The organism is Lentzea sp. NPDC054927 (assembly GCF_053610285.1).
Map to the genome: position 1 here is coordinate 1 of NZ_JBSGXZ010000002.1, position 16,038 is coordinate 16,038.

Annotated in this window: 11 protein-coding genes; 2 read left to right on the forward strand and 9 right to left on the reverse strand. The window is 67.3% G+C overall.

The window, feature by feature from the left end:
* Positions 1-110: 110 nt before the first annotated feature.
* The 4 genes from ACWGE0_RS03610 to ACWGE0_RS03625 form a co-directional block, all read right to left on the reverse strand.
* Positions 111-1,841 carry a glycoside hydrolase family 6 protein gene (locus ACWGE0_RS03610; RefSeq protein ID WP_452259332.1) on the reverse strand — a complete coding sequence of 577 codons (1,731 nt, stop codon included), beginning with the start codon at positions 1,839-1,841 and terminating at the stop codon, positions 111-113.
* Positions 1,842-1,975: 134 nt separating this feature from the next.
* The gene (locus ACWGE0_RS03615; RefSeq protein WP_452259333.1) at positions 1,976-3,232 is read right to left on the reverse strand and encodes a lytic polysaccharide monooxygenase; all 1,257 of its coding nucleotides are present in this window, start codon (positions 3,230-3,232) and stop codon (positions 1,976-1,978) included.
* A 12-nt stretch (positions 3,233-3,244) separates the two neighbouring features.
* Positions 3,245-6,133, reverse strand: coding sequence for a glycoside hydrolase family 48 protein (locus ACWGE0_RS03620; protein ID WP_452259334.1), 2,889 nt, complete (start codon positions 6,131-6,133; stop codon positions 3,245-3,247).
* Between the two features lie 255 nt (positions 6,134-6,388).
* Positions 6,389-7,300, reverse strand: a complete 912-nt coding sequence (locus tag ACWGE0_RS03625; RefSeq protein WP_452259335.1) for a pectate lyase family protein — start codon at positions 7,298-7,300, stop codon at positions 6,389-6,391.
* Between the two features lie 190 nt (positions 7,301-7,490).
* On the opposite strand from ACWGE0_RS03625, the gene ACWGE0_RS03630 reads away from it, so the two are divergent.
* Positions 7,491-8,255 carry a pectate lyase gene (locus ACWGE0_RS03630; protein ID WP_452259336.1) on the forward strand — a complete coding sequence of 255 codons (765 nt, stop codon included), beginning with the start codon at positions 7,491-7,493 and terminating at the stop codon, positions 8,253-8,255.
* A 36-nt stretch (positions 8,256-8,291) separates the two neighbouring features.
* Here ACWGE0_RS03630 and ACWGE0_RS03635 read toward each other — a convergent pair whose 3' ends face one another.
* From ACWGE0_RS03635 to ACWGE0_RS03645, 3 genes are read right to left on the reverse strand one after another with little or no spacing between them, the layout of a single operon-like run.
* On the reverse strand, positions 8,292-9,437 hold the full coding sequence (locus ACWGE0_RS03635) for an enolase C-terminal domain-like protein (RefSeq protein WP_452259337.1): 1,146 nt from the start codon (positions 9,435-9,437) through the stop codon (positions 8,292-8,294).
* Positions 9,434-10,702, reverse strand: coding sequence for an ABC transporter substrate-binding protein (locus ACWGE0_RS03640; RefSeq protein ID WP_452259338.1), 1,269 nt, complete (start codon positions 10,700-10,702; stop codon positions 9,434-9,436). Before ACWGE0_RS03640 ends, ACWGE0_RS03635 begins: the two co-directional genes overlap by 4 nt.
* Positions 10,703-10,710: 8 nt before the next feature.
* Positions 10,711-11,592: a carbohydrate ABC transporter permease gene (locus ACWGE0_RS03645; protein WP_452259339.1), complete on the reverse strand. Its 882-nt coding sequence runs from the start codon at positions 11,590-11,592 to the stop codon at positions 10,711-10,713.
* A gap of 152 nt (positions 11,593-11,744) precedes the next feature.
* On the opposite strand from ACWGE0_RS03645, the gene ACWGE0_RS03650 reads away from it, so the two are divergent.
* The gene (locus tag ACWGE0_RS03650; RefSeq protein ID WP_452259340.1) at positions 11,745-12,938 is read left to right on the forward strand and encodes an RNA-guided endonuclease InsQ/TnpB family protein; all 1,194 of its coding nucleotides are present in this window, start codon (positions 11,745-11,747) and stop codon (positions 12,936-12,938) included.
* Between the two features lie 29 nt (positions 12,939-12,967).
* Here ACWGE0_RS03650 and ACWGE0_RS03655 read toward each other — a convergent pair whose 3' ends face one another.
* Together ACWGE0_RS03655 and ACWGE0_RS03660 are read right to left on the reverse strand one after the other, a co-directional pair.
* Positions 12,968-13,843: a carbohydrate ABC transporter permease gene (locus ACWGE0_RS03655; protein WP_452259341.1), complete on the reverse strand. Its 876-nt coding sequence runs from the start codon at positions 13,841-13,843 to the stop codon at positions 12,968-12,970.
* Positions 13,840-16,023 (reverse strand): pectinesterase family protein, encoded by a 2,184-nt coding sequence (locus ACWGE0_RS03660; RefSeq protein ID WP_452259342.1) that lies wholly within the window; start codon positions 16,021-16,023, stop codon positions 13,840-13,842. Before ACWGE0_RS03660 ends, ACWGE0_RS03655 begins: the two co-directional genes overlap by 4 nt.
* Between the last annotated feature and the right edge of the window lie 15 nt (positions 16,024-16,038).

A 16,038-nucleotide genomic window follows, 5' to 3' on the forward strand; every position in this document is an offset into this window, starting at 1 on the left:
CTCGGCCGCCTTCTCCGCCGACACAGGCTTGGTCTTGTCCTGTGCGTTTCCACCCGAGGACCAGCGCACGGAGAGGCTTTCATCGTGCGCGTCTGTCCTTTCCGGATGGTCTACAGAGCCGGGTACGCGTTGCGCATGAGCTCCTGGAACTGCGCGGAGAACCAGTGACCGGACAGCGGGGCTTCACCCAGTGAGCCGGACATGCTGTTCCCGTTGCGCGGGTTGCCGGTGTACGTGGGGTCGCACATCCGGTCGAAGCCCTTGCCCTCGTTGTTCGGGATCTCCTTGCTCGCGCCGTCCGACTCGCCTGGCGGCTTGATCCACACGTAGGCGTCGACACCGGCCTCCGGCGCCGCCTTGGGCCGCTCGCCCAGACCGGCACCGGACTGGTTGCACCAGTTGCCGAGGTGGATGCGGCGGTCGAGCCTGCCGCCGTTGACGAACGCGTCCGCCGTCGTGCGCGGGCCGGGTCCGGTCGGACGGGCCGCGCCGCCCCAGCCGTTGCGGCTGGTGTCGATCAGCATGCCGACGTTCGCGTCGAAGCCTGCCTGGACCGCGCGCTGCCGGAACGCCTGCGCGTAGCCGAGTTCGTCGATGTAGCGGTTCCAGTCGACCCACTTGGCCTTCTCGCGGACGACCTCACCGTTGATGTTGTCGTCGACCTTGAAGTACGGCTCCTTCAGGATGCCGTAGTTGGCGGTGTTGGCGATGAAGCCGTGCACGTTCGCCTTGGTGCTGCCCTGCGCGTTCGCCGCCTGGAACAACAGCTCGGCCGTCGGGCCGAAGTTGTCGTCCCAGCCCAGCCAGCCGTGGTGGCCGACGTCGAGGTAGTTGTAGACGTTCGGCACGGCACCCAGTTTCGCCAGCGCGTAGCCGACACCGGTGACGTAGTTGCCGTTGGCCTTCATCGTGTCGCACTGCGGCGTGAACGTCGGCCGCGGCGTGACGTTGGTGATCAGGTTCGGCAGCGAGTCGATCTCGACCACGTTGACGATGCGCAGGTTCGCGTAGGCGGGCCTGGCGAGGATCGCCGCGATCGGGTCGATGTACTCCGTCTTGTACCTGTCGATCTCAGTGGCCTTGAGCTCACCGTTGGAGGCCAGCGCCGAGCAGTCCCTGCCGGGCAGGTTGTAGATCACCAGCTGGATCACGAGGGGTGAGCCCGCCGCCTGGCGCACCGCGTCGTCGAGGTGCGCGGCCAGTCCGCGCGCGCCGGTGGTGCCGTTGATCGCCGCGATCCGGTCCATCCACACGCCGGTGGGCTGGTTCGCCACGCGCGAGCCGCCCGGTTCGGCGTTCGCCTTGGCCGACCAGTCCGCGTTCACGTACACCTTGGCGTTCGCGTACGGGTTGTCGACGCGGTTGCCGGGGTTCGGGTTGCCGGAGGTGGTCGTCGTGGTGGTCGAGGTCGGCGGTTGCTGGCCGGTGCACACCGTGCCGTTCAACGAGAAGGACGTGGGGTCCACGTTGCTGGCACCGGTGTAGCTGCCGTTGAAGCCGATCTCGGTCGCCCCGCCGACACCCAGGTTCCCGTTCCACGACATGCTCGTAGCGGTCACGTCGGCGCCTGACTGGGACCAGTTGGCGCTCCAGCCCTGCGTCACCTTCTGGGTGCCGGGGAAGGAGAACTTCAGCGTCCACGAGGACAGCGAGTCGCCGAGGTTGGTGATCTTCACCTTGCCGCCGAAACCACCACCGCCCCAGCTGCTCGCGGTGTAGTCGACACGACAGCCGGGTGCGGCTCCGGCGGAAGGCGCGCTGAGCGCGATCCCCGCGGTAGCGACGGCAGTCGCGACCACCACTCCCGCCGAGGCCCACCGCCTTCGTCCGTTGAACGTCATTGTCCCGGATCTCCTTCTGTCAGTGGTGCTCGATCTGGACGGCTTGGGCGTTCCGGGTCCGGGGCAGGTCCGGCGCGTGCGACGAGGAGGAAGCACGCGACCGGACCCACGACCGGGAGGGCGTCAGTGCCCTCTCACCCGGTGGAACAGGCGGAACCGTTGAGCGTGAAGGACGTCGGGTCCGTCACCGCTCCGGTCGTGCCGGCGTTGAACCCGAAGTTCACCGAGCCTCCGGCCGGCACGTCCGCGTTGTACGACGCGCCCTTCGCGGTCGCTTTCCCGTTCGTCACGGTGATCGTGGACGACCAGGCCTGCGCGAGGGTCTGCCCGGCAGGGAAGTCCCAGGCGAGCTGCCAGGCGGGAATCGCGGAGGTACCACCGTTGGTGATCTTCACGTTCGCCGTGAAGCCGCCGTTCCACGAGCTCGGTTTGGTGTACGACACCGAACACGCCCCGAGGCTGACTGTTCTGACCGCGACGCTCGCCGAGGCCGGTGAGGCGTTGCCCGCGGCGTCCAGCGCGACCACGTTCAGCGTGTAGTCGGTGTTGGCCGTGAGCCCGGTGACCGTCGCGGAGGTGGTACCCGAGGTCGCCACGACCTGGCTGCCGTTGTACACGCGGTACTCCGACACCCCGATGTTGTCCGTGGCCGCCGTCCAGTCGAGCTTCACCGAGTTGCCGGTGATCGCGGACGCGACGGGCGTGCCGGGCGCGGTCGGCGCCTGCGTGTCCGGGGTACCGGTGCCGCCGCCGAACACGACGTCGGAGCAGCTGTAGAACGCCTCCGGGCTGTCGGAGCGCTGCCAGAGCGAGTAGATGATGTGCCGGCCGGACTTGTTGGGCAGCCGCGCCTGCCAGGAGTACTCGCCGCCGGCCAGTGGCGGGTTGGTGATCTTGTCGAACGGCACGGCCTCCAGATCGGACCACTTCAACGGCTTGGTGACATCGAAGCCGTCCTTGGTGACGTACTGCTCCCAGGTGCCGGGGTGCGGCGCCCACGCGTTGTAGCGGAAGGTGACGGTGCTGTTCGCCGTCACCCGCGTCGACGGCCAGTCGGCGCGCGCGAGGTTGTAGGCGCTGTACTTCGTGGTGGGGCCGCAGAGGCTGCCGTCCGGGATGATCTCCCGGTGCCGCCCGGCCGCGTTGCTGATCAGGTTGCCGAACCAGTCCCACAGCGGCTGCTTCCCGCCTTGGGCCACCGCCGCGACGCACGCCGGGTTGGTGGGCTGGAGATCGCCCCCACCACCACCGGCGCGGCCGTCCTCGTAACAGAGGTAGGTGCGGCTGCCGGGCCACGTCATCGAACCGTGCGCCACCGCCGTGCCGCCGGTGTGCACCAGGACCGCGGCCGTGCAGGCGACCACGGTGAACAGCGCCAGTCGTTTCCTCATCTCGGGTACTCCTCAGCCGAAGAGTTCGGTGTGCAGGGAGAAGGCGGTGGCGATCTCCGCCTGGGCCCAGAACCGGTGGTAGGTGAACGTCGGTACCGGGCCACCGTCCAGATAGGACTGGACCTTGGGCCACTGCGGGTCGTTGCGGAACATCGACCGGATCGACAGGAACGACGCGCCCTGGGCGATCTGGTCGCCGTTGGGCATCCGCCCGGTCCAGCCCGGCGGCACGTACGGCCCCTCGCCGTTCGACGCGTTGTAGACGTCGTCGAAACGGTTGTAGTCCGCGCGCGTCTCCGGCGTCGCGATGCCCAGATTGTCCTGGTGCGACAGCAACGACGTCAGAAGCGCTTCACCGGTGGCCTTCGCCTGGGCGTGCCCGGACTTGGCCGCGTAGTTCAGCAGCACCTTCGCGTACGACGCGGCGATGCCGACGTCCTGGTTCTTCGTCGCCACGCGGACCCGCAGGTTCGCGTTCGCGCCGGGGTTGGTCGCGTTCCACGTGTCCGGTGCGCCGGACCACTCGAGGTCGGCGGGGATCTGGAAGTTGGTACCGGTGGTGGTGTTCGCGATGGCCCACGGCACCCACTTGTCGAGGATCTTCTTCGCGCGGGCGTCGCCGGTCATCCGGTACAGCGCCGCGGTCCGTTCGATGCCCCACACCTGGAAGCCGAACCAGCGGTTCGACGGCGGGTCGCGCCACACCGGGTGGGCGTCGTAGAACATGCCGTAGAACGTCGGCGTACCAGCCGGAGGCGTGCCGTACTGACCTTCCCAGCTGTTCGTGACACCACCGGCGAGACCACCGTCGGCGGACTGCAGCCACTGCAGCAGTTCCATCTGCCGGTTCAGGCTGGTGGACCAGTCCTGCTGCCCGGTGGCGGACAACGGCTTGAGCGCGGGCACGTTCGCCAACGCGTGTGCTGCCAACGGGTTCTGGTAACCCTGGTGCGAAGCACCGTCACCGATCCGCCACGCCCAGCCGGCGCTCGTGTCCGTGGCGCCGCCCCATGCGTAGTACCAGGACATCAGGTAGTGCTCGCTGCTCTTGCCCGTACCCGCGGGGCACGAGCTCGGGCTGGTGCAGTTGCCGATGCGCTTGAAGTACTTGTCGAACATGGCGTACCGCAGGTAGTCGCCCATCTTCGCGGCCTTGCCGATCTCGCTGGAGATCTGCCCCGCGTTGCCCTGCGCCGTGGCCCACTGCTGGGCGAGCAGCGCCACCTGCACCACACGGGCGTCCGCGTCCGGCGCGTTGGTGTACTTCCACTGCTTCGCGTAGGAGGAATCCTTGGTGAACAGGTCGAGGAACCCGTTGGGACCACCGTGCTTGAACGTGTCGCACGACGGCTGCGGGATGGTCTCCCACACCGACTCCGACGAACCGCGCTGGTAGGTGTTGATGTACGCCGGTGCCGTGGTGCCGTCGCCACAACGCCCGAAGCCGTACGTGTTGTCCACGTCGAGCAACCAGTGCATGCCGTAGATGTCATCGCTGCCGTAGGCGGCCTTCAGCTCCGCCGCGATCGGGTCCGCGCCGACCGGGACGTTGCCGTCCAGCACCGACGGATAGCTGGACATCCGCGGGTGTTCGGGCGCGTAGGTCGCCGGCTTCGACGCGTTGTACTTGTCGTTGGTCGGCTGGTCGGCCTTCGCGGGGATGATGTACTTCTCCATCGACGCGAACGCGGACTTGAACGGTGCCCAGTCCCCGGTGACGCGGCCGTAGCTCGCTTCCAGCCACAGGTAGTAGCTGAACGCCTCGGACGTGGTCTGGTGACCGTGATCCGGCGCCTCGACCATCAACGTCTCGACCGAGTGGTACGGCACCAGCAGATCACCGAACTTGCGGAAGTACCCGCTCGCCGGGTCCTTGATCTTGGCGTACTGGTCGAGGAACGCCTTGCTGAAGTCCGATGTGGACGTCGAGATCTCGCGGACCGCGACCGAGGCAGGGGTGTGTCCGGTCGCGGTCGCGGTGAACGTGGCCGTGGCCAGATCCCCGCCGTTGTTCGCCGACGTCACCGTCACGGTCTGCTTCGCCGCGCTGGAGAACGTCAGGGTGGTGGGAGTCACCGTGAGATCGGCGCTGCCGCTGCGACCGATCGTCACGGTGACGGGCTGGGTGGGCGCGGTGGCCAGGGAGACGTCGAACGTGGCCGTCTGGCCTTGCCGCACCGTGAGCGTGCTGGGAGTCGCGAGGACCGCGGGTCCGGCCAGCACCTTGACCATCGCGGGTGCGGAGGTCGTGGTGGCGCCCCGGTTGTCCGACGCCCTGGCGGTGATGCGGTGATCGCCCGCGGGTGCCGTGGTCCAGCTGCCGCTGAACGGAGCCGACGTGTCCGTCGCGATCAACGTGTCGCCCGCGTAGAAGTCGACCTTCGCGATCGTGCCGTCGGCGTCCTGCGCGGTCGCCGCCAGCGGAATCGTCGCCGGAAGCGTGTAGGTGCTGCCTGTGGCAGGCGCGGTCAGCGCCACCGAAGGCGCCTGGTTGGGGCCCGTGCACGCCACGCCGTTGACCGCGAAGTCAGTGGGCGGCCGGTTCGCCGAACCCTTGCTGCCGTTGAAACCCACCTGCGCCGAACCGCCCGCGGGAATCGTGCGGGCCCAGTCCGGGTTGGTCACGGTCACCACGGCGCCGGATTGGCTGAAAGTGCCGTTCCAGCCCTGCGTGACACGTTGCCCGTCGGGGAACGTCCAGGTGAGGTTCCAGCCGTTCATCACGTCGCCGTTGTTGCGGATGGTCGCCGTGGCGCCGAAACCGCTGCCCCACTCGTTGGTGACCTCGTAGGTGACGGTGCAAGCGACCGCCGCGACCACTGGTGGCGCCGCCACCGCGGGCATCCCACCGATCACCATCACCGCCGCCACCGTCGTTGCCATTGCTCGTCGTCGAGCCATGCCGCCACCTCTCGACACCTGGGAGCGCTCCCAGATTTCACGGCACTGTAACGTGGGTCACGTGGGCCAACTGGCGGCACAACAAGTAGTCACTCCGCCACTCAGCGCTCAACAATGGCCCGCACGGGGCAAGATCCGTTCGCCCGCTCGTTCCTCTTACCACCCTCTTACTACTCCCTTCGAGTGGAGTTCTGGGAACGCTCCCATACGAGGGATGGGGGCGCCCCACGCCACTGGGAGCGCCCCCTGGTCTCGTCAGCCGCGACCGGCGCCGGCACCTGCCGTGACCACGCTCTTCACGCTGCTCGCGCTGTCCAGCGGGTAGGAGTACGGGATGCTCTTGACCGAGCCGCCCTGCTGCCCGGAGCCCGAGCTGACGAAGTGGTTGTTGCGCGCCACCAGAGAGCCGGCGGAGGAGCTGCCCTCGCCGAGGTGGAACGGGTCACCGGTGTTCTCGAAGTAGTTGCCCTCGACCAGGACACCGGCTTCTTCCGTGGAAGCGACACCGTAGGACGTGACGCCGCCGTAGTAGTTGTTGTAGACGTGCACCGGGTTGCCGAACCGCACCCGCGGGTGCCGCTGCTTCGTGCCGGCGAACCAGTTGTGGTGGTAGGTGACCCGCAGCTTGCCCCGGTCCTCAGACCCGTTGTCGTCGCTGTGGCCCAACAGCATCGTCTTGTCGTGGCTGGAGAACTTGTTCCACGACACCGTGACGTAGTCGGACGCGCGCTTGACGTCGACGGCGCCGTCGTAGCCACTCGAGAAGCTGTTGTGGTCGACCCACACGCGGGTCGAGTACTGGACGTTGATCGCGTCGTCACCCCAGTTGCGGAAGTTGAGGTTGCGCACGATCACGTTCGAGGCGTTGGCGATGTTGAGGCCCTGCCCGGTGATCGTCGCGCTCGAGCCGACACCCTCGATGGTCTTGTTCGAGGCGACCTTCGTCATGCTCGACAGCGAGATCGTGCCGGAGACCCGGATCACCGCCGCACTCGTCGACTTCGCGGCCGCGACGAACGCGGACGCCGTCGTCACGGTGACCGGCGAGGCGCTGCCACCACCGGTCGTACCACCGCCCTGAGTGGCCCAGCCGACCAGCCCGAACGGCGCGGCCACGGCCTGCGGAACAGCGAGAGCACCGGCGACCAGCGCTACCGCGGAAATCATTGCTGCACGTTTTGGAATCATTCCAAGCCTTCCAAGTAGTGAGCGACGGTGCATCCAAGGTAGCCAGTTCTCAACAAACCGGTCAACCGATTCGACGATGTTCGAATCGAACCATCGACAATAGTTGACAGAAAACGTTTCCGCCTTACGATCGAAATACCGCCGCGCATCCCCTGCAAGCGGAGCGCACATGAAGAAACTGGCAACAACGGTGTTGGCCATGGCATTGGCCGCGTTTCTCGCACCCCAGGCACAGGCCGCGGGGAGCACCTTCCCCACACCGTCCGGGCCGAGTCCGACCGGTGCGACCATCAAGGTGCCCAAAGGCACCTACGACGGAGGCATGAAACGGTTCTACGGCACCGGCAACCTCGGTTCCGGCGGCCAGAACGAGAACCAGGACCCGATCTTCCAGCTCGCCGACGGCGCGACGCTGAAGAACGTGGTGCTGGGCGCGCCGGCCGCCGACGGCGTCCACTGCCTCGGCACATGCACCCTCACCAACGTGTGGTGGGAGGACGTCGGCGAGGACGCCGCGACGTTCAAGGGCACCTCGTCGTCGCAGACCATGACGGTCAACGGCGGCGGCGCGCGCAAGGCGTCGGACAAGGTGTTCCAGCACAACGGGCCGGGCACGATGATCATCCGCAACTTCCAGGTGGACGACTTCGGCAAGCTCTACCGGTCCTGCGGCAACTGCAAGACCCAGCACAAGCGCAACGTCGTGCTGGAGAACATCACGGCGTTCTCCCCCGGTAAGACGCTGGTGGGCATCAACACCAATTACGGGGACACCGCACGCCTGTCGAAGATCACGATCGTCGGCGACAGCAGCAAGAAGATCGTGGCCTGCGAGAAGTACAAGGGCGTCACGAGCGGTGAGCCGACGAAGATCGGCAGCGGCCCGGACAGCACCAACTGCCTCTACAAAACGTCCGACATCACCTACCGCTAGCGAAAAGGCCCCTGGCAACCGCCAGGGGCCTTTTTGTCACCAGGATTCGACGGTGTGCGAATCGATGTGCGCGAAATTCCAGTCGTCACCGATTCCAGTCCGAACAGAAAAGGTGACATTCCCGTTCTCGTCGAGCGGATCGGCGATCGAGTTCCGATGTGGCGGCACCCGGTCGAAGTCGACGTGAGGGTGCAACAGTCCCCGCTCGTACCACCTGCCCGCGTCGGTCGCGCCGAGCACGGTGAGGCTGGCGGTGCCGTTGCCGTGGATCTCGCAGTCCAGGTTGAACGCCTCCGCGAGGTGCACGGTCTTGAGCACCGGCGTGATGCCACCGGACCCGCCCGGCCCGGCCCGCAGGACGTCGCACGCCCCCGCGGTGATCCACTCGGCGCGGGTCAGGTGCTTGCCCCACGCCACCTCCGGCCCGATCACCGGGATCGCCAGCTGTTCGGAGAGCCACCGGTAGGAGCTGATCGACGCCTCCTCCATCGGTTCCTCGAACCAGTAGAAGTCCAGCTCCTCCAACGCCTTGCCCAGCCGAAGCGCATCGATCCGCGAGTACCAGTGGCTCGCGTCGAGCATCAGCTCCACGTCCGGCCCCACCGCCTCGCGCACGGCCCGGCACGCCTCGACGTCCCTGGAGACGCTCGGCGCACCCGGCACCGGCGGCATCCAGGTGTGCAGCTTGATCGCCCGATACCCCACCGACACCAGGTGCTTGGCGAAGTCCGCGTAGTCCCCCGGCGTCGCGAGGCCGTCAGTGTCCCCGCACATGGTGCTGGCGTAGGCCGGGATCCGGTCACGGGCACCGCCGGCGAGCTTCCACGCGGGCAGCCCGGCCTTGCGCGCGACCAGATCCCACAGCGCCGTGTCGACGAACCCGAGCGCACGGTCCGTGAACCCGCCGTGCGAGCCACGTTGCCTGCGCGCGAGCAGCCGCCACAACCGTTCGCGATCCCACGGATCCTGTCCGTACAACACCGGTCGCACGTGCTTGTCCAGCACGGCGGGCCGGAGCTGGTCGGGCTGGATCGCGCAGTACCCGGTGGCACCGTCGGCGTCGGTGATCTCCAGCAACGCCTCGGTCACCTCGTGCTCGGGCGTGGGGTGCCGGTGTCCCTCGGGGTCGACGGCCGTGCACGCGGTCGTGGTGAACGTGCGCACGGCGACGCGTTCGATCACTTCCGCTTCTCCCACTCCTGCTGGGCGGTCGTCAACTTGCCCGCGAGCTGGTCCAGGAAGTCCTGCGCGGACATCTGACCGAGCAACACCTTCTGGTAGAGCGGCTCGGTGTCGGTCTTCGTGATCGACGAGTACTCCGGCAGGTACACGGGCGCGGGCACGAGCACCGTCGCCGGGTCCTCCAGGACGCCGAGCGCCATCTTCACGGCCGGGTTCTTCTGGATCCACTCGGCACCGCGCACGTCGGTGTTCGCGGGGATCTGCCCGACCTTCTCGTTCCAGTACCCGTTGCTCTCGGCCGAGGTCAGGAACTCGACGAACTTCCACGAGGCGTCCAGGTTCTTGCCGCCCTTGAAGACCGCGAAGCCGTCCGTCGGGTTCGGCACCACGGTCCGCTTGCCGGACGGGCCCTTCGGCAACGGCATGGCGCTCACCTTCTGGGCGCCGAGAGCCTTCATCACATCGGCGGTGGACCCCAGGTTGTGGTGCATCATCGCCACCGTGCCGCCGGTGAACTGGGCGACCATCTGCGTGTAGCTGTTGTTGACGTCCGCTTCCGGCGTGGACTTCTTGTAGATTCCCGCGATCTTGCCGACCAGCTCGGCGTTGCGCGGGTCCGAGACCGTGCTCTTGCCGCCGTCGTAGAACTTGTCGACGCCCGAATAGGAGTAGGCCTCGGCGAGCAGCTGGAAGACCGAGCCGGCACCACCGCGGATGGTGAACCCGTACTTGTTGTCAGCGGGTTTGGTCAGCTTCGCGGCCGCGTCGACCAACTGGTCCCACGTGTCCGGGACGGCGATCTTCTGCTCGGTGAACAGGTCCGAGCGGTACCAGATGACATCGAGGTTTCCCGACGCGGGCGCGGCGTAGAGCTTGCCGTCCGTCGCCGTCTGCCGCACCGTCTCCAGCAGGCCGGGCAGCAGCTTCCCCTTCAACGGGCCGGACTCCACCCGCTCGTCCAGTGGCTCCAGCGCTTCCTGCCCCACCAGGTGCGCGAGGTAGGAGGTCGTGACGCCGCCGACGTCCGGCGTCGACCCGCCCGCGATGGCCGTGTCGTACTTCTGCTGCACGGACGAGCTCGGGATGCCGACGTACTCGACCTTGATGGTCGGGTTCGCCGCCTCGAACCGCTTGATCAGCTCCTGGTAGATGGGCGTCCGGCCGGGGCCACCGTTGTTGTCCCAGAACGTGATCGTGGTGGGACCGTCCTGTGCCGCGGAACACGCGCTCAGCACCAGCGCCAGCGCGACCAGCAGTGCTCTCATGTTTCCCCTCATCCCTTGACCGCGCCCGCACTCAGTCCCTGCACCAGGAACCGTTGCACCACGGCGAAAACCAGCACGACCGGCACCGCGGCGACGACTCCGCCCGCCGCGAGCGCCCCGAAATCGGTGTTGAACTCGCCCAGCGCGTAGCTCAGCCCGACCGGCAGCGTGAACTTGTCCTGCCTGCTCGCGAACATCAGCGCGAACAGGAAGTTGTTCCAGGCACCGATGAACGCGAACGACCCGACGGCCACGAGCGCCGGCCGGAGCTGCGGCAACGTCACCGCGAAGAACGCCCGCAGCCGCGAACACCCGTCGACCATCGCGGCCTCTTCGAGCTCGACCGGCACGTTGCGCACGAACCCGCTCATCAGGATCAGCGCGAGCGGCAGCTGGAACGCGGTGTCCGCGATCACCAGACCGGTCAGGCTGTTCAGCAGCCCGGCGCTCTTGAAGATCACGAACAGCGGGATCAGCATCATCGCGCCGGGGATGAACTGCGTGCACAGCAACGCCAGCAGGAACACCCGCTGACCGCGAAACTTGAAGCGCGCCAACGCGTATCCGCCCATCAGGGCGAACACCGTGACGACGACCAGCGTGCCGAGCGCGATGATCAGGCTGTTCTGGAAGAACAACCCGAAGCCGATGCCGTTCCACACGGTGTCGAAGTGCTCGAACGTGATCGGCCACGGCACGAGCGCCGTCTCCCCCGTGGGCCTCAGGGCGAAGACGAGCATCCAGTAGAACGGGATCAGCGTGAACAGCAAGTAGAGCACCAACGGCAGGTGCAGCCGGAAGTACCGCGATGGATCACGGTGCTTCTTGCGTCGCGGCGGCGCGGGCGGCGGCTCCAGAGCCGCAGCCGGGCGGGTAAGGGTCTGGGTCATCTGAAGCCCTCCGAGGAGACTTCTTCCTTCAAGCGCGGGGAGGAACCGTGCCCCTGCGGAGCATGGCGGCAACTGCTGTGTCGCCGGCTGGGCGAGGCAGCCACACGACCACCCGACCGCGAGATTCCACAGTGGATTGCTAGATTGTGGTCGTGAGTGGGCTGGCGAAGCGGGCGTTCAAGTTCCGCTTCTATCCGAGCGAAGTGCAGGCGGCGGAGTTGTCGCGCACGTTCGGCTGTGTCCGCAAGGTGTACAACCTGGCGTTGCAGGCTCGTGCTGAGGCGTGGACGTTGCGTGGGGAGCGAGTCGGTTACGAAACAACGTCGGCCTTGCTGACCGCATGGAAGCGCACCGAGGAGCTGGCGTTTCTGGGTGAGGTGTCGTCGGTGCCGCTGCAGCAGACACTGCGACATCTGCAGACGGCGTTTGTTCACTTCTGGGCAAAGCGTGCTCGCTATCCGCGGTTCAAGTCGCGCAAGAAGTCGCGTGCCTGCGCGGAGTACACGCGTTCCGCGTTTCGCTGGCGTGATGGTGCGTTGACGCTGGCGAAAATGGCTGAGCCGCTGGACATCCGCTGGTCGAGGCCGTTGCCCGAGGACGTGGTGCCGTCGACGGTGACCGTGTCGCGAGACGCGGCCGGGCGTTGGTTCGTGTCCCTGCTGTGCGAGGACCCCAGCGTGACACCTTTGCCTACCACCGATTCGGTGGTAGGCATCGATGTCGGTCTCGATCACCTGCTGGTGCTCTCCACAGGGGAGAAGATCGACAATCCCAGGCACGAGCGGCGGGACCGGAAGACACTCGCGAAGGCTCAGCGCGTGTTGTCTCGCAAGCAGAAGGGCAGCAGCAACCGGTCCAAGGCTCGAATCAAGGTTGCCCGTGTGCACGCCCGGATCGCCGACCGGCGCACGGACTATCTGCACAAGATCACCTCTCGGCTCGTGCGTGAGAACCAAACGCTCGTGGTCGAGGATCTGGCTGTGTCGAACATGGTTGGCAACCGCCGACTGGCCCGCGCGATCAGTGACGCAGGCTGGCGGCAGTTCCGGCAGTTGCTGGAGTACAAAGCGAGCTGGTACGGGCGAGACGTGATCGCTGTAGATCGCTGGTTCCCATCGTCCAAGCTGTGCTCGGTGTGCGGCGCGCTCGCAGCGGAGATGCCGTTGCAAGTGCGCGCGTGGACCTGTGGTTGCGGTACGACCCATGATCGGGACGTGAACGCGGCACGGAACATTTTGGCCGCCGGGCTGGCGGTGTCGGTCTGTGGAGCCGGTGTAAGACCTCAACGGAACACTCCGGGCGGGCAGTCGGTGACGAAGCAGAAAGCCCTGCGGCGCGAGCCGTAGGAATTCCCTCGTTCGCGATGGGGAGGAAGTCAAGCCCGGCTCCCGAATTTCGACAGCCTCAAGTAGAGGATCGAGAAGAACAGCAGGATCACGAAGCCGGCCATCGTCAGCGCCGACCCGTAGCCGAAGTCGTGCGAGTCCACGGCTTTGCGCGCCACGTACAGCGGCAGCGTCGTGGTCTGGTTCGCCGGTCCGCCGCCCGTCAGCGTGTAGATCAGGTCGACGTTGTTGAACTCCCACACCGCACGCAGCAGCGTCGACAGCACGATCGCGTCGCGCAGGTGAGGCAGGGTGACGCTGATGAACCGGCGCCAGCGTCCGGCGCCGTCGACCGCGGCGGCCTCGTACAGGTCGTTGGGGATGGTCTGCAGGTCGGCGAGCAGCAGGATCGCGAAGAACGGCACCCCTCGCCACAGTTCGGTGACCACGGTGGCCGGGAAGACCGTCGCCGGGTCGCCGAGCACCGACGTGCCGGGATCGCCGATGCCCCACTGCGCGAGCTGCTGGAAGATGCCCGTGGACGGGTTGTAGAGCAGGATCCAGATGCCGGTGGTGAGCACGCCGGACACCGCCCACGGCGAGAACACCAGCGACCGGGCCAGCGCGCGGCCGACGAAGGTCTCGTTGACGATCAGCGCGAGGCACAGGCCCAGCACCAGTTGCAGGCCGACCTCGACGACGACCCACTTGGCGCTGAACATGAGACTCTGCCAGAACAACGGGTCCTCGAAGAGCATCCTGCGGAAGTTCTCGAAGCCGATGAAGCCGTTCTTCCACGGCTGGGTGACGGTGTGCTGGCGCAGGCTGAACCACCCGACGGACGCGATCGGGTAGACCAGGAAGACCGCCATCAACGCCAGCGTCGGGGCGATGAGCGCGTACGGCGCCCACGTGCGGGTCCTCACGCGGGGTTCCACCCGCCCAGGTAGGCGCCCTTGGTGAACCGCTTCGCCTGGTCGTCGGTCAGCTGCGGCCGATCGGTGCCCTGGCCGGCGCCCGGCCCGGTGTTGCGGTACTCCGCGAACCTGGCCTCACGCCACGGAAATCCGGACATGTCCGTCCACGGCGCCGCTTTGATCGCGGCGGGCAGCTTGGTGTTCCTGATGACGACCTGCGCGATCGCCTCGGTGTCGCCGCCGGGGTGCCACGGCCTGCCCAGGTAGTACGTGCCCGCCGGTGCGTCGCTGCGGACCTGCGAGTCGACGATCAGGAAGCCGTACGGGTTGGCGCGCTGGGTGCTCGCGGCCGTCAGGTAGCCGTTGGGGTTGCCGCCGCGGTTCAGCGCGGTGATCGTGGCCCTCTCGAACACCGCGGTCGCGCGGCCGAAGAGGAAGTCGACGTCACCGGTGATCGCGCAGTCGCGGTAGTACTGGCGTGAACGCGTGGTCACGTTCGGGGTGTCGGCGTACAGGGTGTCCTGGTGGCCTTCGAAGTGCACGCGGTCGAAGAACATCCGGTCGCCGGTGGCCTTCACCGCGACGGCCTGGGTGTTCGTGATCTCCGGATGCTTGGCCCGGTCGAACGAGTTGCGGAACGTGAGGTCGCGCGCGGTGAAGTCGTCCGCCGCGATGGTCGCGGTGGCGCTGCCGGACGTGCCGTAGGTGGTGCCGTCGGGCTTCTTCGTGCCGTTGGCGTTGTCGAAGTCGATCACCACGTCCTGCGCGCGGCCGGTGGCGCCGCGCAGGGTCAGGCCCTTCTTGCTCGCCGGGATCTTGACGACCTCCCGGTACACGCCCTTCTGCAACGTGATCACGCCACCGGCGGGTGCGGCGTCGATCGCGGACTGCACGGTCGCGAACTCCGCGCCGACCTTCAGGTGCCTGCCCGCGGGAGGTGCGCCGGCTTTCAGATGCGCCACGCGGTACGCGGGTTCGAGGCCGCGGTCGAGCGTGGGCGTCCACCCGGCGTCCGTGCCGAGCTTCTTTTCCGGGAACGCGGTGTTGTACGCGTCGACGAGGCTTCTCGGCCGCCAGTCGACGAGGTTGCCGGTGTCGGTGATCGCCGTGCCGCCCCAGTTGTAGACGACCTTCTCGGGCGCGATGCCGCGGACGAAGTTGTTCTGCGCGTAGATCTGCGACCGCACGCCGACGCCCCAGCTGTACGTCTGCGAGCCCTCGTACAGGTTGTTGTAGACGTGCACCTGGCCGAACCGGACGCGGGGCGCGCGTTCCTGGACGTTGCGGAAGACGTTGTGGTGCACCGAGACCCGCAGCTTGCCGGGGTCGGTGGTCGAGGAGTTGGACGAGCCGATCAGCATGGTCTTGCCGTGCTCGGTGAAGACGTTGCGCGACACCGTGACCAGGTCGGCGGCCGAGGTGATGTCGAGCTGGCCGTCGTGCACCTCGTACGGCCGGCCGAAGTACAGCGGGTGGCTGCTGTCGACGTTCGGTTCGTCGGTGAACGTGTTGTGGTCGACCCACACGTTCTCGGACTTCTGCACCGACACCGAGTCGTAGAGCGAGTTCCAGTTTCCGGGAGGCGCACCCGGACTGTTGTCGTTCGGATCCCACGCGGGGAAGCAGTCGCTGGTGTCGCGGAAGGTCAGGTTGCGCACGATCACGTTGCGCACGCCGTGGATCCGCAGGCTGCCACCGGTGATCCCGGCACCGGGGCTCGTGCCGATGATCGTCGTGTCCGCGCCGACCTCGAACCCGATCACCGCGGCCTGGTTGCGCGCGGAAGCCGCCCGAGCGTCTTCCAGCGGGCCTTCCGGCTCGCGATCGCGGCCCCAGACGGCGGGGTCGTAGGCGGCGAGATACCCGGCGAGCGTGTAGCCGCTGGTCGCGTAGTCCGCACACCGCAACGGTTTCCCGTCAGCGCCGGTGTTCGCCTCGATCACACCGGTGACCTTGATGATCCGCGGGGCGGGTGCGGCCAGCGCGGTGACTAGCTCCGCCCGTGTCCGCACCTCGTGCACGTGACCGGCGGGCGCCGCCGCACCACCTGTCGTGCCGGGACCACTGGACGCCCAGCCGTCCCCGGCGGGCAGCACCTGCCGTGCCGGATCGTGGCCGGCGAGCGCGGGTACGCCCACCACCCCGGTCCCTGCGCACGCCAAAATCAGTGCGCTGACGAACAGCCGCATGGCGGAATTTCCTTC